The sequence below is a fragment of the Bacillus sp. GS3m_15504 genome, from assembly GCF_055825275.1.
Genome location: NZ_JBVVNL010000007.1, coordinates 50,283 through 72,786, shown reverse-complemented (window position 1 = coordinate 72,786; position 22,504 = coordinate 50,283). Strand labels below are relative to the sequence as shown.

At 34.2% G+C, this 22,504-nt stretch carries 17 protein-coding genes and 2 pseudogenes; 10 read left to right on the top strand and 9 right to left on the bottom strand.

The genetic code is table 11. The features are described from left to right. Window positions 1-16 precede the first annotated feature (16 nt). The 5 genes from AC0L0O_RS27480 to AC0L0O_RS27460 all read right to left on the bottom strand — a co-directional run bounded on the left by AC0L0O_RS27480 (window position 17) and on the right by AC0L0O_RS27460 (window position 6,510). The gene (locus AC0L0O_RS27480) at window positions 17-1,468 is read right to left on the bottom strand and encodes an ArnT family glycosyltransferase (RefSeq protein WP_473786210.1); all 1,452 of its coding nucleotides are present in this window, start codon (window positions 1,466-1,468) and stop codon (window positions 17-19) included. Window positions 1,469-1,559: 91 nt separating this feature from the next. Then, window positions 1,560-3,113 carry an ABC-F family ATP-binding cassette domain-containing protein gene (locus AC0L0O_RS27475; protein WP_000055390.1) on the bottom strand — a complete coding sequence of 518 codons (1,554 nt, stop codon included), beginning with the start codon at window positions 3,111-3,113 and terminating at the stop codon, window positions 1,560-1,562. Window positions 3,114-3,308: 195 nt separating this feature from the next. After that, entirely contained in the window at window positions 3,309-4,130 is an 822-nt protein-coding gene (locus AC0L0O_RS27470) for a glycosyltransferase family 2 protein (protein ID WP_000672695.1), read from the bottom strand. A gap of 28 nt (window positions 4,131-4,158) precedes the next feature. Further along, on the bottom strand, window positions 4,159-5,613 hold the full coding sequence (locus tag AC0L0O_RS27465) for an oligosaccharide flippase family protein (RefSeq protein ID WP_001172394.1): 1,455 nt from the start codon (window positions 5,611-5,613) through the stop codon (window positions 4,159-4,161). 384 nt (window positions 5,614-5,997) lie between these two features. After that, window positions 5,998-6,510 carry an acyl-CoA thioesterase gene (locus AC0L0O_RS27460; protein ID WP_000412133.1) on the bottom strand — a complete coding sequence of 171 codons (513 nt, stop codon included), beginning with the start codon at window positions 6,508-6,510 and terminating at the stop codon, window positions 5,998-6,000. Window positions 6,511-6,822: 312 nt separating this feature from the next. Between AC0L0O_RS27460 and AC0L0O_RS27455 the strand changes: the two genes are divergently transcribed. Then, window positions 6,823-8,136 carry an ArnT family glycosyltransferase gene (locus tag AC0L0O_RS27455; protein ID WP_001015662.1) on the top strand — a complete coding sequence of 438 codons (1,314 nt, stop codon included), beginning with the start codon at window positions 6,823-6,825 and terminating at the stop codon, window positions 8,134-8,136. A gap of 92 nt (window positions 8,137-8,228) precedes the next feature. Here AC0L0O_RS27455 and AC0L0O_RS27450 read toward each other — a convergent pair whose 3' ends face one another. The 3 genes and pseudogenes from AC0L0O_RS27450 to AC0L0O_RS27440 all read right to left on the bottom strand — a co-directional run bounded on the left by AC0L0O_RS27450 (window position 8,229) and on the right by AC0L0O_RS27440 (window position 10,293). Further along, window positions 8,229-9,035: a methyl-accepting chemotaxis protein gene (locus AC0L0O_RS27450; protein WP_369862069.1), complete on the bottom strand. Its 807-nt coding sequence runs from the start codon at window positions 9,033-9,035 to the stop codon at window positions 8,229-8,231. Further along, window positions 9,033-9,410 (bottom strand): annotated as a pseudogene (locus AC0L0O_RS27445) (protoglobin family protein); the annotation flags it as partial. The gene AC0L0O_RS27450 and the pseudogene AC0L0O_RS27445, both read right to left, overlap by 3 nt. Window positions 9,411-9,660: 250 nt before the next feature. Continuing rightward, window positions 9,661-10,293 (bottom strand): trimeric intracellular cation channel family protein, encoded by a 633-nt coding sequence (locus tag AC0L0O_RS27440; RefSeq protein ID WP_000924375.1) that lies wholly within the window; start codon window positions 10,291-10,293, stop codon window positions 9,661-9,663. Window positions 10,294-10,564: 271 nt separating this feature from the next. On the opposite strand from AC0L0O_RS27440, the gene AC0L0O_RS27435 reads away from it, so the two are divergent. From AC0L0O_RS27435 to AC0L0O_RS27400, 8 genes are all read left to right on the top strand, one after another. Next, a complete protein-coding gene (locus AC0L0O_RS27435) occupies window positions 10,565-11,965 on the top strand; it encodes an O-antigen ligase family protein (protein WP_000947783.1) in 1,401 nt (466 codons plus the stop codon). A gap of 77 nt (window positions 11,966-12,042) precedes the next feature. Next, complete coding sequence (locus AC0L0O_RS27430; RefSeq protein WP_000865946.1) at window positions 12,043-13,143, top strand: glycosyltransferase family 4 protein; 1,101 nt, start codon at window positions 12,043-12,045, stop codon at window positions 13,141-13,143. Window positions 13,144-13,158: 15 nt separating this feature from the next. Then, window positions 13,159-13,899 carry a WecB/TagA/CpsF family glycosyltransferase gene (locus AC0L0O_RS27425; protein ID WP_428889714.1) on the top strand — a complete coding sequence of 247 codons (741 nt, stop codon included), beginning with the start codon at window positions 13,159-13,161 and terminating at the stop codon, window positions 13,897-13,899. A gap of 270 nt (window positions 13,900-14,169) precedes the next feature. After that, entirely contained in the window at window positions 14,170-15,369 is a 1,200-nt protein-coding gene (locus tag AC0L0O_RS27420; RefSeq protein WP_473786209.1) for an MFS transporter, read from the top strand. Window positions 15,370-15,578: 209 nt separating this feature from the next. Beyond that, entirely contained in the window at window positions 15,579-16,295 is a 717-nt protein-coding gene (locus AC0L0O_RS27415) for a LytR/AlgR family response regulator transcription factor (RefSeq protein WP_428889713.1), read from the top strand. A gap of 121 nt (window positions 16,296-16,416) precedes the next feature. Continuing rightward, on the top strand, window positions 16,417-18,492 hold the full coding sequence (gene cstA / locus AC0L0O_RS27410) for a carbon starvation protein CstA (protein ID WP_001259565.1): 2,076 nt from the start codon (window positions 16,417-16,419) through the stop codon (window positions 18,490-18,492). Next, on the top strand, window positions 18,485-18,688 hold the full coding sequence (locus AC0L0O_RS27405; protein ID WP_000919824.1) for a YbdD/YjiX family protein: 204 nt from the start codon (window positions 18,485-18,487) through the stop codon (window positions 18,686-18,688). Before cstA ends, AC0L0O_RS27405 begins: the two co-directional genes overlap by 8 nt. A 146-nt stretch (window positions 18,689-18,834) precedes the next feature. Next, window positions 18,835-19,890, top strand: coding sequence for a GGDEF domain-containing protein (locus AC0L0O_RS27400; protein WP_000942892.1), 1,056 nt, complete (start codon window positions 18,835-18,837; stop codon window positions 19,888-19,890). Between the two features lie 78 nt (window positions 19,891-19,968). Here AC0L0O_RS27400 and pdxK read toward each other — a convergent pair whose 3' ends face one another. Continuing rightward, the gene (gene pdxK, locus AC0L0O_RS27395; RefSeq protein WP_000174258.1) at window positions 19,969-20,793 is read right to left on the bottom strand and encodes a pyridoxine/pyridoxal/pyridoxamine kinase; all 825 of its coding nucleotides are present in this window, start codon (window positions 20,791-20,793) and stop codon (window positions 19,969-19,971) included. 134 nt (window positions 20,794-20,927) lie between these two features. On the opposite strand from pdxK, the pseudogene AC0L0O_RS27390 reads away from it, so the two are divergent. Beyond that, a pseudogene (locus AC0L0O_RS27390) lies at window positions 20,928-22,498 on the top strand (GAF domain-containing sensor histidine kinase). Window positions 22,499-22,504: the final 6 nt, after the last annotated feature.

Below are 22,504 nucleotides of genomic sequence, written 5' to 3'. Positions count from 1 at the left end.
CCGAGCTTACGCTTTTTTATTTGGCCTTTCTTTTAGACATGAGATGATAAACTACATATAACCCATAACCTTGAATGATTGTAAAGCTAGGGATGATAAAGTATCGATATCTTGTTTGATATTCTATTAAGAAGTGAATCGTTATATAACCAATTATTAATAATAAAAATAGTGTGTAATGTGTGTTGTTCTGCTTCGTTAATAAGAGATAAAGAGTTGCTAACGTACTAAATAACATCGTTGTAATATAAATATACTTGTCGTATGTTTTAAGATCATCTTGTAAGGTAACCATATCACTCTCTGTGTTACTTAGTGTTGCCAGGCTCCATACTGGGGCGGAATCATAATCTGCCCACATAATCGTGAATTTATCACCAAATAAAGATAAAACCTTTTCTGGATCAGCTAGTCGCTCTTGAATCAATTTCTTCTCAACGGCTTCTCGTTCTTTTCCAAGCTTAAAGGACATAACATATTCTACATCTGCTGAAGAATATCCACCTCTTGTTTCGTGATTAAGTCCTACTGTGAATTTCCAAAGAGGATCTCGGTTAGATAGCGGATATTGTGTAATTCCGGCATATATAAATGAAGAGCTTATAATGTAATGAACAAGATAAAAAACGATGAAAATCCCAGAAAGTTTTTTTATAGAAGTTAAAATATCCTGTTTTGATTTTCCTAATATACCTTGTAAAAAGACGTAAAGAGCTACTGCAATCAAGACGAAAGCGCCAAGTGGACGCATAATATCTCCTAAGGCTAGGAATATCCCTATAAAAATCCACATATATTTATGGGTTAGACCTTTTGTAATTAATAAGTAAAATCCAAGATAAAATAGGAATGTGGCAATATGTTGATTCGTTAGTAAAGAGCTCAATACAATGCTAGGGATATATAATGCATATAGTAATCCAGCCATTCTTCCAGCCCATTCATTAAAAACATATGAAGTTATTTTGTAAACTAGCCATGTTGTTCCTGTGCAATACATTATATTTAAAAGTTTTAGAAGGAAAGGCCCTTCGCCGAATAACTTAATAATGAAAGCTTGGTACATTGTAAAGCCAAGTTGATAAACCCATGAAGTATAATAGTCGTCTTGTGCAAAACTAAAATCGCCTTTAGTAGCTTGAATAGCACTATTGTACATCACTGAAAAATCTGATTCGATAGGGGTTGGAACGTTGAGAACCCAAATTAATCGAACAGAAAAAGCTAAAACAATGAGTGAAACGGTAAATATAAATGTAGACATATACTTGTTAGAAATATAGCCAATAAGCAAAAATAGAAGACCTATTAAAATAATAATCGGGATTATAATAAAGGAATGCGTGTCGGTTTTTTCTTGAATGATGCCTATTGATTGCCACGTTATAGCAGCAGAAATAATTAGACATAGTACTAATAAGCACTTTACAAAAAACGTATTAAGCTTTAGGGGGAATGTTTGTTGCATTATTAAAAACTCCTTGTCGAATTGCATGGTTATTTTAAAATGAAATCCCTTTACACATTAAATATCAGTGTAAAGGGATGTTTTTAGGGGATTAAGAATTTTCCTGGGCCCATTTCTCTACATCCCAAGTTTTTGTTACCCAATCTTCATAAAAATCAGGTTCGTGGCATACAAGAAGAATTGTTCCTTTGTATGCTTTCATCGCCTTTTTCAGCTCTTCTTTCGCTGTAACATCAAGGTGGTTTGTTGGCTCATCAAAGAGTAACCAGTTACTTTCTTCACCCATTAGTTTACATAAACGAACTTTTGCTTGTTCGCCACCACTTAATTGGTTCAGTGGACGAGAGATATGTTCATTCTTTAAACCGCATTTTGCTAACATTGCACGGATTTGATGTTGGTCTAAGCTAGGGAATGTATTCCAAACATCATCAATTGGTGTTATATTATCAGCTTTTACTTCCTGCTCGAAGTATGAAGGATTTAAAAAGTCACCAAGACTTGTCTTTCCGCTTAATGGTTTAATCTTACCTAAAATTGTTTTTAGCAGTGTTGATTTACCGACACCGTTACATCCAACAATTGCAATTTTTTCGCCACGTTCAATTGTCATTGTTAATTTCGGTAATAGCGGATGTGTATATCCGATCTCTACATTTTCCCCTTCAAAGACAAATCGACTACTTGCACGACTTTCTTTAAAGGAGAACTCAGGCTTAATAGCTGTTTCAGGACGATCAATACGCTCCATACGATCAAGTTGTTTTTGACGACTCTTTGCACGGCCTGTCGTTGAGTAACGAGCTTTATTTTTTGCGATAAAGTCTTCTTGCTTTTTAATAAATTCTCTCTGCTTTTCATAGGCGTTGATATGTTGATTTTTATTGATTTCTGCTAGCTCTAAGAATTTTTCATATGTTGCTGTGTAACGCGTCATCTTTGTGAATTCTAGATGGAAAATAACATCAACACATTTATTCATAAATTCCGTATCATGGGAAATCAATAGGAACGCATGTGGATACTCTTTTAAATAATTTGTTAACCAATGAATATGTTCAACGTCTAAATAGTTGGTAGGCTCATCTAATAGAAGTACTTCTGGTTGCTCAAGTAGTAACTTTGCAAGTAACACTTTTGTACGTTGTCCACCACTTAATGCCGCAACATCACGATCTAGCCCAATTGCGTCAATTCCAAGACCACGCGCTGCTTCTTCAATTTTAATATCTAATAAATAGAAGCCACCTGCTTCAAGAGCATCTTGAATTTCTGCCATTTGCTCAAGAAGTTCCTCTAATTCTTCTGGTGTAGCAGTTCCCATTTTCTCTGTAACTTCATTTAAAGCTTTTTCTTTTTCAAATAAAGGTAAAAACGCATCTGCTAATACATCACGAATTGTGCGACCAGGTGTTAAAATAGTATGCTGGTCTAAGTAACCGTAATTCGTACCAGGTGTCCATTCAACGCGACCTTCGTCATGGATCAGCTGACCAGTAATTATATTCATAAATGTTGATTTACCAACACCGTTTGCTCCAACTAATCCAACGTGTTCTCCTGCAAGTAAGCGCATGGATACATCTTTAAATAATGTACGATCACCAAATGTATGGCCTAATTTTTCAACAGTTAATAAGCTCATAATGTCCTCCGTTCATTTCTAAATAGTGTCTTGAATCATGATACTAAATTCTTGGGTAGAATGCTATCATTTCCAAAATATATAATGTAATTGAATAGTAGGGTATACGATGACAAAAGGATGATGGATTGCTGTGATGTGAGAGAAATAAAAATAAGGTATAACCATTTTATATAAGTGGTTACACCTTATTTTTTATTTTAAATATCCACGAACAATTCCGCGTAAGCGATTTGCATGGAATTTGCGTTTATCATTAGAAATATTTTGTGTCATACGGAATGTTGCAGCAGCGACAGCACGCAAGAAATAAGGGAATCCATAGTGTAAGCGAATAACTCTACCAAAACCACCAGCATAAGAAATGGCACGTTTTAATGATTGTTCATTAATAATTTCCTCTTTTACAGGATGGTATACGAACAGATCTTTTCTAAATAGACCAGTATAATTTTGTTTCATACCGCGTAACACAAAGTCAGTTTCTTCACCGGCTCCATAAATCGTTCCAGAACCAACACCTAAATCTTCATCAAATGTACCTACATCTTGTACAAATTGCTTTGTGAAGAATAGGGTGAAAGAAGGCCCCATGAATCCATACTTATTATTTAAAATAATGTCTGTATTCGGTGCGTGTATTAAAGAACCAGTTCCTTCAACATTTGTCGTGTTTGTTGAGATGAAATGCACATCTTTATTAGAGTTGAAAGTTTCTAATATACTCTCTAAAACATTCTTTTCATAAATACAATCATCATCTGGAAAAGCGATAAAATCGCCATCTGCTACTTTTAAGCCCGCATTGCGAGCTCTTGATAGTCCTTTAATAGGTGTATAAATGTAATTAATAGAAAATTTATCTTTATATTCATCAAATAAATCAGAGATTGGCGTATCATTTTGATCTACTACGATAAGTTCAAAGTTTTTGTAAGTTTGTTGTTCAAGTGATTTTAGTAAGTCAAGAATATCATCACGTCTGCCACAAGTAGCCATGATTAAAGAAAATTTCAAGTTTAACAGCTCCTTTTAGAGATTGCGTTTAAGCCTTTTTGAATCGTGCTAGTATCTTTTCAAGTAGCGAAAAGAGAATTTCATCCTTTGTTATAAAGAGGATAAGGGCATACGTTAATCCACACGTTATTATTACTAGGATAACTTGTAGTATTTGTCCAGATACAATCATATCAATAACGAATGCTATCGGTATAAATGTTAGGGAATAAAATAGATATTTAAGTTTTTGTATATCGAATAACGTATAATTCACTTTTAGTTTCTTTTTCACATAAATATATTCAAATGTAATTAAGAAGCAATTCGCAATTGTTGTTGTGAAAATCGCTGTTGTTGGTGTAAGTACATGGAAGAATATGAGTGCAATATTAGATGCTAAGTTGATAAATCCGCAAATGAATAAAAATCGCACTAAAATGCTTTCTTTCTTTTTCACATAAATAATTTGATTCGATAAAATGGACTCAATACCAACCGTAATCATATAGAAGGCGAAGACAATTAATGTATTACCAGCTGCAGCAAATTGTTGTCCACCGTAAATAACAACAGCCCCATGAGCAATGAGCATTAAACCAATTGCAGCAGGGAATAGGGTAATGAAATATACTTTTGAAATTTTATTTAGTAAAGATTCATACTCCATTTCAGATGCATTCCCTGATAAGTAAGACAGCCTTGGAACGGTTACTTGTACAACACTTAACATAAGTGTGTTAATAATCATCATAATTTGAAAAGCCATTACGTAATATGCGACTTCTTCTTTTCCAACATATACTCCTAAAACAAGACGATCTAATTGAGTATATAAAATATTAGCATTTGAAAAAATCAATACTAATAGTAACGGTTTTAAATGAGGAATAATCGTTAAGTCGGAAAAATCAAATTTCACTTGGCGTTTCACATATACAAAGCTAATAGAGTGGTTTAAAAATGTTGATAATACTAATAAACCAGCATATGTTTTATAATCATCAACCCCATGAATGAAAGAGAAAAGAAGTACGACATAGATTAATCGAACGATAACTGTTTTTTTAGTGATGAAGTCATAATTTTCATATGCTTCATTAAACCATTCCACATAAAACATGTTAGATATAAAATTAAAACCGAAAATAAGAAGAACAGGAAATAGACTTTCATGTCCATATCCAATATAGCTAAAGAGCACAAAGGATGATAAAGCTAAAATACTAGTTGTGAAGTTAATTACATAGAGACTTGTAAATAACTTAGAAACCTTCTTCTTATCGTTTTTAATTAAGCTAATTTCGCGTAAACCATATTGATATACACCAAATACGGCAAACACGAAGAAGTAATTGAAAAAAGTTTCAGCAAGATTAACGGTTCCGATTGAAGTTGCTCCTAACGTTCGATATGCGTAAGGACCAACTAAAATTGGAAGGATAATATTAAACGTATTGAGCAGTATTTTATAAAAAATATTTGAAGCAATTGATTTCTGCATAATTTCACCTTTCCATTAAAATAATCCAATTTAATTAAAATACTTGCTATGTCATAGTAAGGTTTTTAACTACAGTTAATTCTGTCAATATAATGAAGTGTAAGGTGTTTCCTACACGATTTACAAATCCTTAAATTGTTTTGTTGACCACCCGTATAAGTGTACCCTACATAAACTTTGTAAAGCAACTGTTGATGGTATAGAACCGTGTTATAAATGAGATTTTATTCATTAGAAAAAGTGAATAGCGAGCGGGTATGTATAAAAATATTACATAGTATGTGTGAAAAGGAGGAATGGTTGTATGAAGACGGGAAATTGTTTATAAAAAATGAGCGAATACATGATAGTTATTCGCTCAGAAGATGTCTTAATGGTGAAGGCCTACATACTCCAAGGTTTACTTAAAGTTAGAACTTCAGCCATTTCTTTGCTTTTTACACGCCCTTTTTTTCTACTTTCTGCACGCTCAGCACCAGTTGTGTGTAGCCAATGTTCTTCTTCCGTTTCAGGCAGTACTTGTGGAACAGAAGAAGGTTTTCCATCTTTTAATGCAACGAATGTAATAAAACATGTTGCAGCTATTCTACGTTCTCCTGCTAATAAATTCTCTGCAATTACTTTTACGAACACTTCCATTGAAGATTTTCCTGTATAACATACGAATGCTTCGTAACAAACAGAATCTGCTTGGTGAATGGGAGTTAAAAAATCAACAGAATCGATAGATGCTGTTACGCAATGTTTACGACTATGCCTTGCAGCTGCAATTGAAGCGATACTATCAATTTCCGCTAATAATTTTCCTCCGAAAAGTGTTTGATGATTATTTAAATCATTCGGAAAAACACGTGTTGTTTTAATTGCTTTAGATTCTCGCATGAATTTCTTTTCCATATGGTCAGCCCCTATTTTCTGTTTTCGATCAGAATGACATGTGTTGTAAGTGGAGTACAAAGTTATTAAAAATCTATAGATATTTAATGAAGTAAAGAATTCCAGAAGAGGGTTAGTAAAACTTCTGTATTTGTATTCATGTAACTGAAAGAAAATTTATCATATATAAAATGTAGTGTAAAAGAGTAGTCGCTTACATTGCAAGTGAAAAAGTTATGACCCTGTATTTGTCATACAAATTCCCTATCAGCTGTGTACCTATTCGTGATAGAATCGTTTTGTTATGAATGGAAATAGAGGTGCAATGGACATATGAATCATATACAAACAAATTTTTCGTCTTTTTTCAGTAAAATAATGATCGGTGCGATGCTCGCATTTTTTGTTTATAGTTGTTGGTCTGCGTTCGAAACAAGTAAACAGTTTTTTGGAGGCAGTACAACAAGTGTAACAATTGTATTGATTATTTTTGTTATTCTCATGCTGTTAGTAGCATCGATTTTACAGTATCGTTTTACAGATAAACAATTTCTTATTTTTCTTATTGGTACATCTATAGTCGTGAGACTGAGTATGGTTTTATTTGTAGATGTTCCGGTAATCGATGATATGAAAGCTATGTTTGAGTCTGCAAAGCAGATTGCAATTGGTAATAGCGTAGAGAATGTTGCGCAGTTACCTTTTATTATTTATGAATCAATTATTATTCGTGTATTTGGCGATACGGTATTCGCATTGCAGCTATTTAATATTTTATTTTGCACAGGGACTGCATTTTTCATTTATCGTATTGCAGCGATGGTTTTTGGAGAAGAATGCGGCCGTATTGCTTCTGTATTTTATGCTTTATATATTCCAAATATATTTACAAGTGCTTTATTAACATCAGAATCGCTTGCAATATTTTTATTTTATTTAGCTTGTTACATACTTTTATATAAAGGCTTAGATCATCCTTATATGTGGGTGCTTTCAGCAATTTTATTTGCATGTAGTAATATGATTTTTCCAATGGGATTATTTCTCCCTATTTTTATTGCTGTATATGTGTTGTTAATTGAACTTTTTCAATCAGCAATGAAGCAAAAAGTATTACTAAAGATGATAGGGATACTTATTCTATTTTATAGTGCCCATTTTGGTGTGAGTTATGGAATTCAGACAATGGGAATGTCACAATATACGATTTCGAATGAGACGTATGTTCAATCTGTTTTAATTGGAAAAGGTAAAAATGAGGAGAAAGTAACAAAGAATCGAAGCGTAACAGAACATATTGATCAAAAGCAAAAAGAGATGGAAGAAGAAAGATTTAAACTTTTAAAACCAGTAATTAATCAATTCTCAGATGAAGGAATACATTCTATTCTATTTAAATGTGAAAAACTTATATATATAGCGGTAACATTGTTTATGTCTATCGCCTTATTACACTTTCTTATTAAGAAACAACAAAACGAAGGGTATATGTTATTCTTATTGTTAATTAGCGGGTACGTATTGTTAAGACTCTTACAAGTAGATATGACCTATTACAATCTTATTGTGCCAGCATTGTTTATTTTGCAAAGCTTTGGTGTTTATATGAGTTATATGTACTGTCAAAAAATATTCTTTAGAAAATAAAAAGAATCCAAATTGGATTCTTTTTTTTTGAATGGAAGATGAAGACTAAGAGGCAGCGGAGATAAAGAATATGTACTGACATGAGCTTCAATCTATCGGTTGAGTTCCAGTTGTAAACTATCGGCTGTTAGAGCCATTTTTGAGGAATCGTCTTGGATTCCTTTCATTACTTGTGAAATGGTCTCTAATTCATTTTCAATTTTTTTATTCTGTTCTTTCGAGTTAGACATGTCTTTTACAATTTCTTGGAAGTATTGATCTGTTGCAGACATACTATCTGTTCCTTCAGATACGAGGGAGCTAATTTGTTTCACTGAAGAAGAGACACGAATAATTTGTTCATTTGTTTTTTCAACGAGCTTTGTAACGTTGAATATAGATTCTTTCGTCTGCTCCGATAACTTTCGAATTTCTCCAGCTACAACGGAGAAGCCTTTACCAAATTCCCCAGCACGTGCAGATTCAATAGCAGCATTTAGTGCGAGCAAATTTGTTTGCTCTGCAATTGATTTTACAATATCTATAATTTCATTAATTTTGTTAGAAATATCGAGAAGTTCATGAGTATCAGTAATAATCGTTTCCATGTTTGCTTGAATGTATTCCATTCGTTTATTTTGCTGATTTAATTGTTCTTTACCTTTATTTGCTTTTTCTTCCGATGTTGTAGCTAATGATGTACCTGTTTTGGCAATTTCTACAATAGTTTCAGATTTAGCGGTTAATTGTTGAATAGAAGCGCTCGTTTTTTCAGATACAGATGCTAATTCTGTTGCAATATGCGTAATGGTCATAGATGTTATTTCTTTTTCTTTTTCAAGTTCTTTTTGCATTCTTTCATATTCAGATTCATAGGCCGCAATAACAAGTTCTTGTTCAAGTGTAAATAATTTATTTATTACGTTTATAGAGTAAGAAAAATCATCAATTGTTGTAATTTTTGTTTTTAAAATCTTCATAATAGAGCGGAATAATTCTTGATAAGCAGCTGTATACCATTTTCTATGTAACCCAATTTGTACATGTCTTTTTGCAATTCTAACACGTTGCTCAATGAAATCTTCATGCATATCTCCGCTGAATAATTCTTTTATATGTGTTTTTAAAGTTTGCTTTAGCTTTGGAATAGAGCTATAACGTTCAATAATGGTAATTAAATTAGGCTGTTTTGTAATATTGGCATAGAATTTTTCTGTAATCCAATCAATTTCTTCATAAATAAAGGGCTGTAGTACCTTTACGATTTGTAAATCTTCTTTTGAAATATGTAGCATATCCATTTGCACTTTTAGTTCAGAATTAGTAGGCACGTTAAAAGTGATTTGTTGATCCTTACTTAATTCAAGTATACTGGCGTTTGTTTTATTTGTATGTTTTTTAAAAACCGCAAGCATCGTTCTTCCCCCTGTATGTGAAGCGTTTTCATTTTTTGTTTCTAATATAATTATATATTTTTATATACAATTACTCTACATTAGTGTGTAGAATAGTATATAAATTAAGAGAATTCTATGTAGAATTCTCTTAATGGCCTTTATTAATTTTAGCATGTGTTTTAAAGAAAACTGGGAAATGTACATTATATATTACAGTGACAACACGAATAATGAATGTTACTAATAAACAAACATAGAAAGCTAATATGTGTGCCCCCATTGCATATGTGATTAGGAAACTAATTGCTCCTAAAATAGAAGCGATTGCGTAAATCTCTTTTCGGAAGACGTAGGGGATATCTTGAGCGCAAATGTCACGCAAAATACCGCCTCCAATACCTGTAATGACTCCCATTGAAACGACTAGAAATGAGGCGTCAACATGATGTGACATTGCCGCATTTGCACCGATAGCTGTAAAAACACCTAAGCCAACAGCATCAGAGAGCATAATAACGACTTGCAGTTTATTGATACGCTCAAAAAACATACAAGTAAATAGTGCTGATAATACGCTTACGAAAAAGTAAATAGGTTTAACAAATGCGACAGGAGGCAGGTTACCGATCATAATATCACGAATAATACCGCCGCCGAGCGCAGTAGCTACAGCTAAACAAAGGACACCGAATAAATCTAAATCTTTTTTTAAACCAACTAATGTACCGGAAATAGCAGCGGCGATAATGCCAAGAAACGTAAATATGTCGATTAATAACATTGCTGTAATCCCTTCCTCCTAAAGATGTTCCAGAGAAAAAATATACACTAAAGTTATGTAAATAACAATGCATTTTCGTTACATGTAGAAAAAAAGAAAAAATGAGGAAAGAAAGCGCTTGAAAATACAAATAATCTTTTTTTGAAAGGTAAGGTTGGGGTAGAAATGTGAGACGTTTAATTAAAAAATATATGTTATAATAAATATTTGAGATGAGAAAAAAATATTAACTGTATAGATTGAAATTAGGTAATAGTTATGGAGGTTCTAGATGTTAAGCGAAAATAGTAAAAGTAATAAATTTGAAAATTTTCTACTAATCTTTATTTTGTTGCAACCGATTTTAGATTTACTTACAGCGTTCTGTATCATGGTTTTAAAAATTGATACGACCATTGGAGTTATTACACGCTTATTCGTTATGTTCCTAGGCGGGATATATATTTTAATTCAAACGAAGAAACAAGGAAATATAAAATATATATTGTATATAATCTTAGTAGGAATAGTCTTTACTATCGGATTGGTAAATAATAAGCTTACAAAAGATCCTATGGTACTTACAGAAGAAATGAAGTTTATAGCAAAAGCTTTATATCCGTTTGTTATGCTTACTTGTTATGTGTTTGTGTTTAAGTCTTTAAAAGAAAAAAGTCATTCGAAAATGCGTAACTACATTACGTATGCATCGCTAATTATAGGAGTAGTAATGGTAGCTTCGATTACTACTGGCACAGATTATAATAGTTACGAATGGGTAAAGTTAGGATCACGCGGTTGGTTTTATGCAGGTAACGAGCTAGGATCTATTTTAGCTATCATGTGTCCAATTGTTATTTTGTACTCAATCGAAAAAACAAAAAGTATAGGTAAAGCATATTATTGGATTCCTTCAATTTTAGTTGTTTATTCACTATTTGCAATTGGGACAAAGGTTGGCGTAGGAGCAATTTTTGGATCAATGGCTATCGCAGTTGTTATGTGCTTTATTCAAGCATTTACACAACGTAAAGATGGAAAGAAACATGCCTATTTATTAAATGGTTTTCTTGCAATGACTGTATTTGTAGGCATATTGGCATATACACCTTTTTCACCATTTATGAAAAATATGGGATTCCATTTCCAATTAATTGAACAAGAACAGAGTGCGAAAAAGGAAGAGAAAAAGAAGGAGGAAGCTAAAGAACACAAACCTCCTGTGACACAGCAAGAAAAAGAAAAAGAGAAAGAAAAAGAAAAAGTAGCAGAGAAAAAAGAAGAAACGCAAGCTCTTATTTTTAGTGGGCGTCAACTATTTGAACAAATGTATAAAGATTTCTATAATGAAGCCCCAATGTCTCAAAAATTATTAGGAATGGGTTATGCGGGTAACTATAAAGAACAGCCGAAATTAATTGAACGTGATTTCCACGATTGGTTCTATTCTTTCGGAATCATAGGGTTCATTTTACTTGTAATTCCATTCTTATACTTTGGTATTAAATTTATTGCATGTATATTTACTAAATTTAAACAAATATTCACTGTGAAATATGCAATGGTGATTGCGGCGATACTTCTTGGATTAGGTATCTCATTCATGGCTGGTCATATTTTAATTGCACCTGGAGTGAGTTTCTACTTAGTAGTAATCATGGCATATTTAATAGTTGACCTGGAAATTGAATGATAGAAAAATAAAAGCTAGCATATGTTAGCTTTTATTTTGTTATAGTAAATAAAAAGAAAAAATGGGGGATGTAAGAAATGAAAGTGTTGCATATGAATGCTGGTGCGGAAGAAGGTGGGGGAAAAACACATATTATTTCACTTTTATCTCAATTTTCAAAGGAAGAAGTGGAATTAATGGTATTTGAAGAAGGTGCGATTGCTAGAGAGGCGAGAAACCTTGGTATTCAAGTACATGTTTTTACCCAATCATCTCGGTACGACCTATCAATTCTTTCAAAAATAAAAGCATTTATTAATGAAAATCAATTTGACATTGTGCATACACATGGCGCACGAGCAAATTTCTATCTCTCCCTCTTGAAAAAAGGTATAAAAGCGAAATGGATAATGACTGTCCACAGTGATCCAACTTTGGATTTTATGAAGAGGGGATTAAAAGGATGGGTATTTACAAAGTTAAATTTACGTTCTTTCAGGAAGGTAGATTTATTCTTTGCAATTACAGAGAACTTTAAGAGAAATATAATAAAACTAGGTGTACCAGAAGAGAAGATTTGTACTGTTTATAATGGAATTGAGTATGATAGTAATCCGGCAAAACCTTATGATAAGAGTGAATTTGGCATCGATGAAGGAATATTTACAGCCATTCAAGTAGCACGTCTTCATCCTGTTAAAGGTCATGATATTTTATTTGAAGCATTACAAAAAATTAAAATTCCCAATATAAAGGTACTCTTGCTTGGTGATGGTCCTATAGAAGCAGAATTAAAAGAGATGGTGAAACAAAAGGGTCTAGAGGATAAAGTAATGTTTCTAGGTTTTCGTACAGATTCAAAGGAATTATATGCGTCTGCACACATTAATTTGTTAACCTCTTATAGCGAAAGTTTCCCTCTCGTTTTATTAGAAGCGGCTAATCAACGCTTAACATCTATTGCAACAAATGTAGGTGATATGAAAAAGTTAATAGTTGATGATACGTATGGATGGATTGTACCGATTGGTGATGCAGACTCGTTAGCAAATGCATTAGAAAATGCTTATGAAAAATGGTTGAATGGTGAATTAGAAGCGATGGGAAATCGTTTATATACTCACGCATCTACTCACTTCTCGCTAAAGAATTTGTATGAAGATACTTATAATGCATATAAAACACTTTTACTGAAATAGAGAGGATAGTTAATCATGCAAGTAAAAACGGTTGATATTCTAGGTGTTCCTTTTTCTACAATGACAATGGATGAAACAATCCAATATTTGAAGGGACAACTAGAAGTGGAGCGAACGCATACTTTTCAGGTAGTAACAGCAAATCCTGAAATTGTTATGTGTGCAAAAAAAGATGAAGCATTCTATAAAACATTATTAAATACAGATTTAATTACGCCTGACGGAATTGGGGTTGTAAAAGCAAGTGGTATGCTGGGCGCACCTTTAAAGGAACGTGTAGCAGGTTTTGATTTAATGTGTAATTTATTTGCGAAGCTATCAGAAGAGAATAAACCAGTATCTGTTTTCTTACTTGGTGCAAAACCACATGTTGTACAAGCTGCAGCAGATCATTTAACGAAGACGTATTCAGCTGTATCTATTGTGGGTATACAAGATGGATACTTTAAACAAGAAGAAGAAGAGAATATTGTTTCTCGTATTCAAGAGGCAAAACCAGACTTATTGCTTGTTGCACTTGGTTTCCCGAGACAAGAGAACTTCATCCAAACGAATAAGCATCGTTTAGAAACGAAAATGGCTGTTGGAGTAGGCGGAAGTTTAGATGTATGGGCTGGAGAGGTAAAACGTGCACCAAAATGGATTCAAGCGATCCATTTAGAGTGGTTTTATAGATTGTGTAGCAATCCAACGCGTTGGCGTCGTCAGTTAGTATTAGCGGAATTTTTAAAAGAAGTTATGCGTTCGAAAAAGTAGCGGAATATCGCTACTTTTTTATTTTTCCATTTTTGATAAAGTAAGGTTTTGTTCGTTTACCATCAATTGCGAATCCTCACGAAACGGGTGTTTACTGGCAATGGATTTTTAATCTAACCCCTGGCGTGGATCTTACTGCCCTCAAATAGTCGGATAAGTATTTTACTTTTTGGGAATGATGAAGGGGAATTTTTACACGAAAGTATTTTACTTATACAATTCACACATGTAAAATGATGTGTAAAGACAGCTGTGTAAGGAGGACTTCTTGTGGGCAAGGTGAAAGAAATTTCGAAGCGAAAGCTACTTGGTATAGCGGGGCTTGGATGGTTATTTGATGCAATGGATGTTGGAATGCTTTCATTTGTAATGGTGGCATTGCAAAAAGATTGGGGATTAAGTACGCAAGAAATGGGCTGGATAGGCAGCATTAATTCAATTGGTATGGCAGTTGGAGCGCTCGTTTTTGGAATACTATCAGATAAAATAGGGCGGAAATCAGTCTTTATTATTACATTATTATTATTTTCTATCGGTAGTGGTTTAACGGCTTTAACGACAACACTTGCTATGTTCCTTGTTTTAAGATTTTTAATCGGTATGGGGCTAGGGGGAGAGCTTCCAGTTGCCTCTACATTAGTATCAGAGAGTGTTGAAGCACATGAACGCGGAAAAATAGTTGTGTTATTAGAAAGTTTTTGGGCAGGTGGATGGTTAATTGCGGCTCTTATCTCGTATTTTGTTATACCGAAATATGGTTGGGAAGTTGCGATGATATTAAGTGCGATTCCGGCGCTATATGCTTTATATTTAAGATGGAATTTACCGGATTCTCCGAGATTCCAAAAGGTTGAAAAAAGGCCATCTGTTATCGAAAATATAAAGTCAGTTTGGTCTGGAGAATACCGTAAGGCAACAATTATGTTATGGATTTTATGGTTTTCTGTTGTCTTTTCCTATTATGGAATGTTCCTTTGGTTACCTAGTGTAATGGTATTAAAAGGATTTAGTTTAATAAAAAGTTTCCAATACGTACTTATTATGACGTTAGCTCAATTGCCGGGTTATTTCACAGTTGCTTGGTTTATTGAACGTCTTGGTCGTAAGTTTGTTTTAGTTACGTATTTAATTGGTACAGCATGCAGTGCTTACTTATTTGGAGTAGCAGAGTCATTAACAGTATTAATCGTAGCAGGCATGTTACTATCCTTCTTTAATTTAGGTGCTTGGGGTGCATTATATGCCTACACACCTGAACAATATCCAACAGTTATTCGTGGTACAGGTGCAGGGATGGCAGCAGCATTTGGTCGTATTGGTGGTATTCTTGGACCGCTATTAGTAGGATATTTAGTTGCTTCACAGGCTTCATTATCGCTAATATTTACGATTTTCTGTGGATCCATTTTAATAGGCGTATTTGCTGTAATTATACTTGGGCAAGAAACGAAACAACGAGAATTAGTATAAGATGAGGCTTTAATCAGTGAGGGGGTTATTCCCACGCTGATTATTGGTCCTTACCGATAGCGGAATAAAAAGGCAGGGGGAACCGTGAAGGTTTCCTTTTTTCTGTTTTTTTAGATAAATAATGGTATAGTAAGAAAAAGGGAATGTTCTTTATAAAAGCGAATGTATACAACAGGACATACGGACAAAAGAATTAGGTGGTTGAAGAAATGAAAATTTTACTGATTATGGAAGAAGCAGAAGAGCGAAGAAGTTTAGCTGAAAAATTTATTGAAAATATAAAGAATGTAGAATGTTTTGAAGCAAGTATGGGAACAGAAGCACTATTTATCATGAAAAAGCATACACCAGATTTTGTTTTTCTAAACTCAAAATTAATGGATGGAATTGGATTTGAATATGCGAATTTATTAAGGGAAGTAAATTGTTATGCAAAATTTATTTTTATGGGTGAAGATATAGAAGAATCCATTACGGCATTTCGTTTTCAAGCATTTTATTATTTACTACGCCCATTTCGCGAAGAAGATTTGCAATTCCTTTTATATAGAATGGGTAAAGAGCAAGGAGAGAAAGCAAAGAGTTATTTGCGAAAACTACCGATAGAAGGTCAAGAAGGAATTCGTTATATTTTTCCGGAAGATATTGTATATGTAAGCAAAAATAAGGAAAACAAAACAGTTTCAATTTATACAACAAATAATCAGTATATTTCAACATATACACTTCAGGAGCTAGAAAATAAGCTAAATGCATATGATTTTTTACGTGTGCATAAAAGTTATTTAATTAATATGTCATATGTACAAGAGTTAAAGCCTTACTATAATGGCACATATAATCTATATTTAGATAAATATGATGAGCAACCGATTCCAGTTAGTCGTAATTATGTGAAACGACTTCGAAATAAAATTGAATTGTAGCAGATAATGCAATTTTTTTAACATGATAAACTAAAAATCCTTCATGATAGGGAGGATTCAAGTTAAATATTCAGAAAATTTAGTACAATCCCACTAAGAAATAGTATTGGGGGGATTGTATGTGAGAACATTGAAGTCGATTTTACTTTGGGGAGTTATTGCAGCAGTAGGAGCAGGTGCTTTCGGTGTAATAGCTTTATCACAAGGTGAAACTATTAATGCCGTATGGCTCTTAGTAGCTGCGGTATGCGTGTATGCAGTTGCTTATCGCTTTTATAGTAGATTTATAGCGAGAAAGGTATTCGGTTTAGATAATAATCGGCAAACGCCAGCCCATACATTAAATGATGGGAAAGATTATGTTCCAACAAATAAATGGGTATTATTTGGGCATCATTTTGCAGCAATTGCTGGAGCTGGACCTTTAGTAGGACCGATTTTGGCGGCACAAATGGGATATTTACCAGGGACAATATGGATTATTGTTGGGGTTGTTGTCGCTGGAGCTGTGCAAGATTTTATCATTTTATTTGCTTCGATGAGACGTAATGGTAAATCTCTCGGTGAAATGATTAAAGATGAGATTGGTCCTGTTACAGGACTTATTGCCATGATCGGTATTTTAGGCATAATGATTATTTTATTAGCGGTATTAGCATTAGTAGTAGTAAAGGCGCTTGTCGGAAGTCCTTGGGGAATGTTTACGATAGCAGCAACGATTCCTATCGCTATTTTAATGGGAGTGTATATGCGCTATATTAGGCCTGGTCGTGTTGGAGAAGGTTCAGTAATTGGTATTATCCTACTTATTTTATCTCTTATTGGAGGACAATATGTAGCGGAGAATCCGGCGCTTGCAAGCATGTTCACGTTTAGCGGAGAAACAATTGCTATTATGCTTATTGTATACGGGTTTATCGCATCGGCATTACCAGTGTGGATGCTTTTAGCACCACGTGATTATTTAAGTACATTTTTAAAAGTCGGAACAATTGTAGGATTAGCAATCGGTATTTTAATTGTAGCACCAGATTTACAAATGCCAGCAGTTTCAAAATTTATTGATGGAACTGGCCCTGTGTTCTCCGGAAACTTATTCCCATTTTTATTTATTACTATTGCTTGTGGTGCAGTGTCTGGATTCCATGCTCTCGTTTCATCAGGCACGACGCCGAAGATGATTGAGCAAGAGGGACACGCACAGCCAATCGGCTATGGAGCAATGTTAATGGAATCGTTTGTAGCGGCGATGGCAATGATTGCAGCTTGTGTATTAACACCGGGAACGTATTTTGCAATTAATAGTCCCGCAGCACTTATCGGTACAGATGTCTCGCAAGCAGCTCAAGTTATTTCCTCATGGGGATTTGCTATTACACCAAATGAACTAAAAGATCTCGCTGTAAACGTTGGAGAGCAAACGATTTTATCACGTACAGGTGGTGCGCCAACGTTAGCGATAGGTATGGCATATATTTTCTCACAAGTAATAGGTGGAACAGCCATGATGGCATTTTGGTATCATTTTGCGATTCTCTTTGAAGCTCTATTCATTTTAACAACGATTGATGCTGGAACGCGTGTCGGCCGATTTATGATTCAAGATATTTTAGGGCATGTATATAAGCCGTTTGGGAAAACGGATTCCACATTAGCGAATGTAATAGCTACAACGTTATGTGTATTAGGATGGGGCTATTTCTTATATCAAGGAGTAGTGGATCCACTTGGTGGAATTAATACATTATGGCCACTTTTCGGTATTGCAAACCAAATGTTAGCAGGTATTGCATTATTACTTGGAACGACAATTTTGTTTAAAATGGGAAAAAAGGCATATGTTTGGGTGACGCTTATTCCAACTGTCGGATTGCTTATTGTAACGATGACGGCGGGTTATCAAAAGCTATTTCATGAAAACCCTAAAATAGGATTTCTATCTCACGCAAAGGTGTTTCAAGGAGCGTTAGATGAGGGGAAAGTGTTAGCACCAGCTAAAAATGTTGCTCAAATGAAGCAAATTATTTTCAATGATTATATTGACGCAGCACTGTGTGGGATTTTTATGATAGTTGTAATTGCAGTATTAATTTCTGCGCTTCGAATTTGGATTCAAGTATTAAGAAACAAGCCAATGCCGTTAAAAGAGGCACCATATATTCCTAGAGATGAAAGTGAGTCGAGGAACTATGCTTAAAAGACTACGGCAAGTATGGGGACAAAGGAAACACTTTATTAGTTTACTTGTTGGGGTACCAAGCTATGAAACATATGTAGAGCATATGAAAAAGCATCACCCAGAAGAAGAAGTTGTATGTCAAAAACAATTTTTTGCAGAAGCGCAAGAAGCTAGATTTAATGCAAAGGGTGGAAAAATATCACGCTGTTGTTAATGAGGAGGACGAATTTTCGTCCTTTTTATTTTTTTGCTGTTTCACGTGGAACAGCAAAAAATATATAAAAAGCTTTGGGAATTATAGGAATTTCGTATACAATAAAATAAGGAAAGGGATAGATAGAAAAGTAGGGAGATTATTTTATGTTAAGGGACTTATTTGTAAATACAACAATTATTCTTTCCTTTATTTTTATTGGAGGTCAGCTTTTAAGAGATAAACCGTTAAAAGAAGAGTTCTCCTTTTGGCAGAAATGTGTAGTTGGTATTCTTACTGGAATATTAAGTGTACTGTTGATGTATTTTGGTGTACATATTGAAAATATTATGTTGGATCTACGTTATTTAGCGGTTATTTTGGCAATTATAATCGGAGGTCCGATAGCTAGTAGTATAACAGTTACGATCATTTTAATTACCCGATTATTTTTAACCGAGTACTCTTTAGCCTCTGAATTGGCTTGTTATACTATTGTATTGATAGGTATTGGGGTTACTTTCATTTGGCGGATGAAAGTTTCTATGTTTACAAGGTGGATCTGGTTTAATGTATATAGTTTATTTATTTTAGCGGTGCCACTTTCTATGCTGTTTAAGGATATGTCTATAGTAGCATTATATTTAGTTTGTAGTAGTGTTGCAGCATATATCACATTTATAAGCGCGAATTATGTATTGCAATCCAATGAGTTATTTCAAAAGATGAAGCAATATGCAACGATAGATGCATTGACAGGTTTAGGAAACGTAAGGCAGTTTGATTTAGAGATGAATCATCATATTGGTAATAAGCGCATGAAAAATAATTCACTTTGTTTACTACTTATAGATATTGATCATTTTAAGTCTGTAAACGATACGTACGGGCATCCTGCAGGAGATGAAGTATTAAAACAAATAGGGCGTATTTTACGAGAAGTTTCAACGTTTCCAGATTTGGCTTTTCGAAAGGGTGGAGAGGAGTTCGCGCTTCTTATACCGCAGAAGGGATTAGCTTACGGAATGCGTATGGGGGAACAAGTTCGCGCAGCTGTTGAAAAACATTCATTCCAATTGTTAGATGGAACAAAAATAAAAATTACAGTTTCAGTAGGAATTTCAGTATATGAACAATCACCAGAGCAATTTATTCAAGCTGCTGATGATGCATTATATTACTCCAAAAGAAATGGTAGAAATCAGGTTAGTTCTGCATCTTAAAGATACGATGACCAGAAGAGTTTATAAAAAACACCCACAGAGAGGAAATATATGAACCCTGTGGGTGTTTTCGTTTAGTTAGACAAGTTCTTTTGATACGACGAATTTACGATATGCACCGTGATGTGTTGGGCCTACGTATTCGTTAATCTTGAACGAATAACGAATAGCAGCTGTGATAAACTCTTTAGCAGTTTTTACTGCTTCTTTTACAGATTTTCCTTTTGCAAGTTCTGCTGTAATTGCAGCAGAATATGTGCAACCTGCGCCGTGTGTATTTGTCGTATCAATTTTTTCTGATTCTAGAAGGTCGAATGTCTCTCCATCATATAGGACGTCGATTGCAGTTTCCGTACCAAGCTTGCTACCGCCTTTAATTAGGACGTATTTCGCACCTAAAGCGTGGATCTTTTTTGCTGCTTCTTTCATGTCCTCAAGAGAATTAATCTTTACGCCACTTAATTGGTAAGCTTCAAATAAGTTTGGTGTTACAACTAATGCCTTTGGAACAAGAACGTCACGTAAGCAATCATTCGTTTCAGGATGTAATGCTTCATCAGCACCTTTACATACCATAACAGGGTCAACTACTACATTTTTGAAATTATGTTTTTCGATTGTTTCTGCAACCATTTCAATAATTTCTACCGATCCAAGCATACCCGTTTTTAAAGCATCTACGCCAACGCCCTCAATTGTCGTTTCTAATTGTGGTTTTAATGTAGAAGCTGGGATTGGGAATACGTTATGTGCCCAACCGTTATGTGGATCCATCGTTACGATTGTCGTAAGTGATGTCATTCCGTATACACCAAGTTCTTGGAATGTTTTTAAATCTGCTTGTATACCAGCACCGCCACTTGTGTCAGAACCAGCGATAGTAAGTGCTTTATTTAATGTCATTATGAAAGCCCCCTCAGGTGATATAATGAAAACTATGTTTTCACCATTATATCAATGTTATGAATAAGTACAAAGTGAAAAGTAGATGATTTATGTTAGGAACTATGTAAAATCTTGTATGTAGGAGACGAATTATGTTTCAAGAGAATCGTACAAATGAATTAGTTATATTAAAAGAAATTGCAGAAACGCTAAATACATCAAATGATACATACCATGTATTGCAAGCAGTGCTAGAAAAATTACTTAGTGTAACAGGTTTAACGACAGGATGGATATTTCTTGCGGATGAAAATGGTAGATATACAAAATTAATTGATTATCAATTACCAGAGGCACTTACATATGAAAATAAACGCCCGATGTGTGAAGGGGAATGTTGGTGTTTACGTGGCTTTGTGGATGGAAAGTTAGAGAGAGCTGTTAATATTATTGAATGTAAAAGAATTAATAATGCAATTGAATATAATTGGGGAGATACAGAAGGGATTCTTCATCATGCTACGGTTCCTTTAAAGGCTGGAGGAGAAAAATTTGGTTTGTTAAATGTGGCAAGCCCAGGTAAAACACATTTTTCAGAAGAAGAATTAGTATTGCTTCAATCAGTTGCTTTCCAAATTGGAACGGCTTTAAAACGAGCAAAGTTATATGAAAATGAAAAGCGAAGAGCGCATTATTATGTGAAATTAGAACGTTTCATTCAAGTTTTAAGAACGATTCATCAATTTAATATATTGCCTGAAAAAGTTGTAAATCAATTAGGTGAAGTGTTTCAGTGGAATCAAGTGGCGTTTTTTATTAGGGAAGAGAAAGAATTATCTTTGCGGGCATCTTATTGCCAGGAAGAATTGCACGAGGATATAAAAGAAGCAGCGAAAGAAGCATTAGAAAAAGGTGAACTTATTTTATTAAGCGATCAAATCAGTCATAAGGTAGCCTCTAATAGAACGGTTATTGCCACACCAATACAGATTCAAACTCACATATTTGGTGTTTTATGTGTTAGTTCAAATCATGGTGAATTTGATGTGAATACGATAGATGTACTTCAAGCAATAACAAATCATATTTCCTTCGTGATAGAAAATTTAAGGTTAAATGAGCAACGACGCGAACTTGTACGAATGGAAGAAAGAAATCGGTTAGCAAGGGACTTACATGATTCCGTCTCACAAAAGCTATTTTCGTTAACCTTTATGACAAAGGGCGCTGAGGCAGTCTTAAAAGGTCAAAATGAAAAGGTGGACCGATCTTTGCATGAGATGCGTGAACTAGCGCAAGGAGCTTTAAAAGAAATGAGGACGTTGATTTGGCAACTACGTCCAGCAGGTTTAGAGAAAGGATTATTACCAGCTTTAAAGCAATATGGTGAAGGTTTGGGGTTGAAAATTCGGGAACAAGTTACAGGTGTCCGAGATTTACCGCGCGTAGTAGAGGAAGCGTTATGGAGAATTGGACAAGAAGCTTTAAATAACGTAAGTAAGCATGCGAATGTTAGAGAAGCGACGATTTATTTCAAAGTGACCGAGAAGAATGTATCATTAGAAATAGTCGATCAAGGAAACGGCTTTGTAGAAAAGAATATAAAAGAGAAGAAATCACTTGGCATGACTACGATGCGCGAAAGAGTAGAATTAGTCGGTGGAACAATTAAAATTGTAAGTGATAAAAAAGAACAAGTGTAAAAGTAAACGTACCATTATGATGTGAA

Excerpts from the sequence above, each read along its gene's own strand:
- AC0L0O_RS27480 (WP_473786210.1), bottom strand. The coding sequence starts at position 1,468 with ATGCAACAAACATTCCCCCTAAAGCTTAATACGTTTTTTGTAAAGTGC.
- AC0L0O_RS27475 (WP_000055390.1), bottom strand. The coding sequence starts at position 3,113 with ATGAGCTTATTAACTGTTGAAAAATTAGGCCATACATTTGGTGATCGT.
- AC0L0O_RS27465 (WP_001172394.1), bottom strand. The coding sequence starts at position 5,613 with ATGCAGAAATCAATTGCTTCAAATATTTTTTATAAAATACTGCTCAAT.
- AC0L0O_RS27460 (WP_000412133.1), bottom strand. The coding sequence starts at position 6,510 with ATGGAAAAGAAATTCATGCGAGAATCTAAAGCAATTAAAACAACACGT.
- AC0L0O_RS27455 (WP_001015662.1), top strand. The coding sequence starts at position 6,823 with ATGAATCATATACAAACAAATTTTTCGTCTTTTTTCAGTAAAATAATG.
- AC0L0O_RS27440 (WP_000924375.1), bottom strand. The coding sequence starts at position 10,293 with ATGTTATTAATCGACATATTTACGTTTCTTGGCATTATCGCCGCTGCT.
- AC0L0O_RS27435 (WP_000947783.1), top strand. The coding sequence starts at position 10,565 with ATGTTAAGCGAAAATAGTAAAAGTAATAAATTTGAAAATTTTCTACTA.
- AC0L0O_RS27430 (WP_000865946.1), top strand. The coding sequence starts at position 12,043 with ATGAAAGTGTTGCATATGAATGCTGGTGCGGAAGAAGGTGGGGGAAAA.
- AC0L0O_RS27425 (WP_428889714.1), top strand. The coding sequence starts at position 13,159 with ATGCAAGTAAAAACGGTTGATATTCTAGGTGTTCCTTTTTCTACAATG.
- AC0L0O_RS27415 (WP_428889713.1), top strand. The coding sequence starts at position 15,579 with ATGAAAATTTTACTGATTATGGAAGAAGCAGAAGAGCGAAGAAGTTTA.
- AC0L0O_RS27405 (WP_000919824.1), top strand. The coding sequence starts at position 18,485 with ATGCTTAAAAGACTACGGCAAGTATGGGGACAAAGGAAACACTTTATT.
- AC0L0O_RS27400 (WP_000942892.1), top strand. The coding sequence starts at position 18,835 with ATGTTAAGGGACTTATTTGTAAATACAACAATTATTCTTTCCTTTATT.
- pdxK (WP_000174258.1), bottom strand. The coding sequence starts at position 20,793 with ATGACATTAAATAAAGCACTTACTATCGCTGGTTCTGACACAAGTGGC.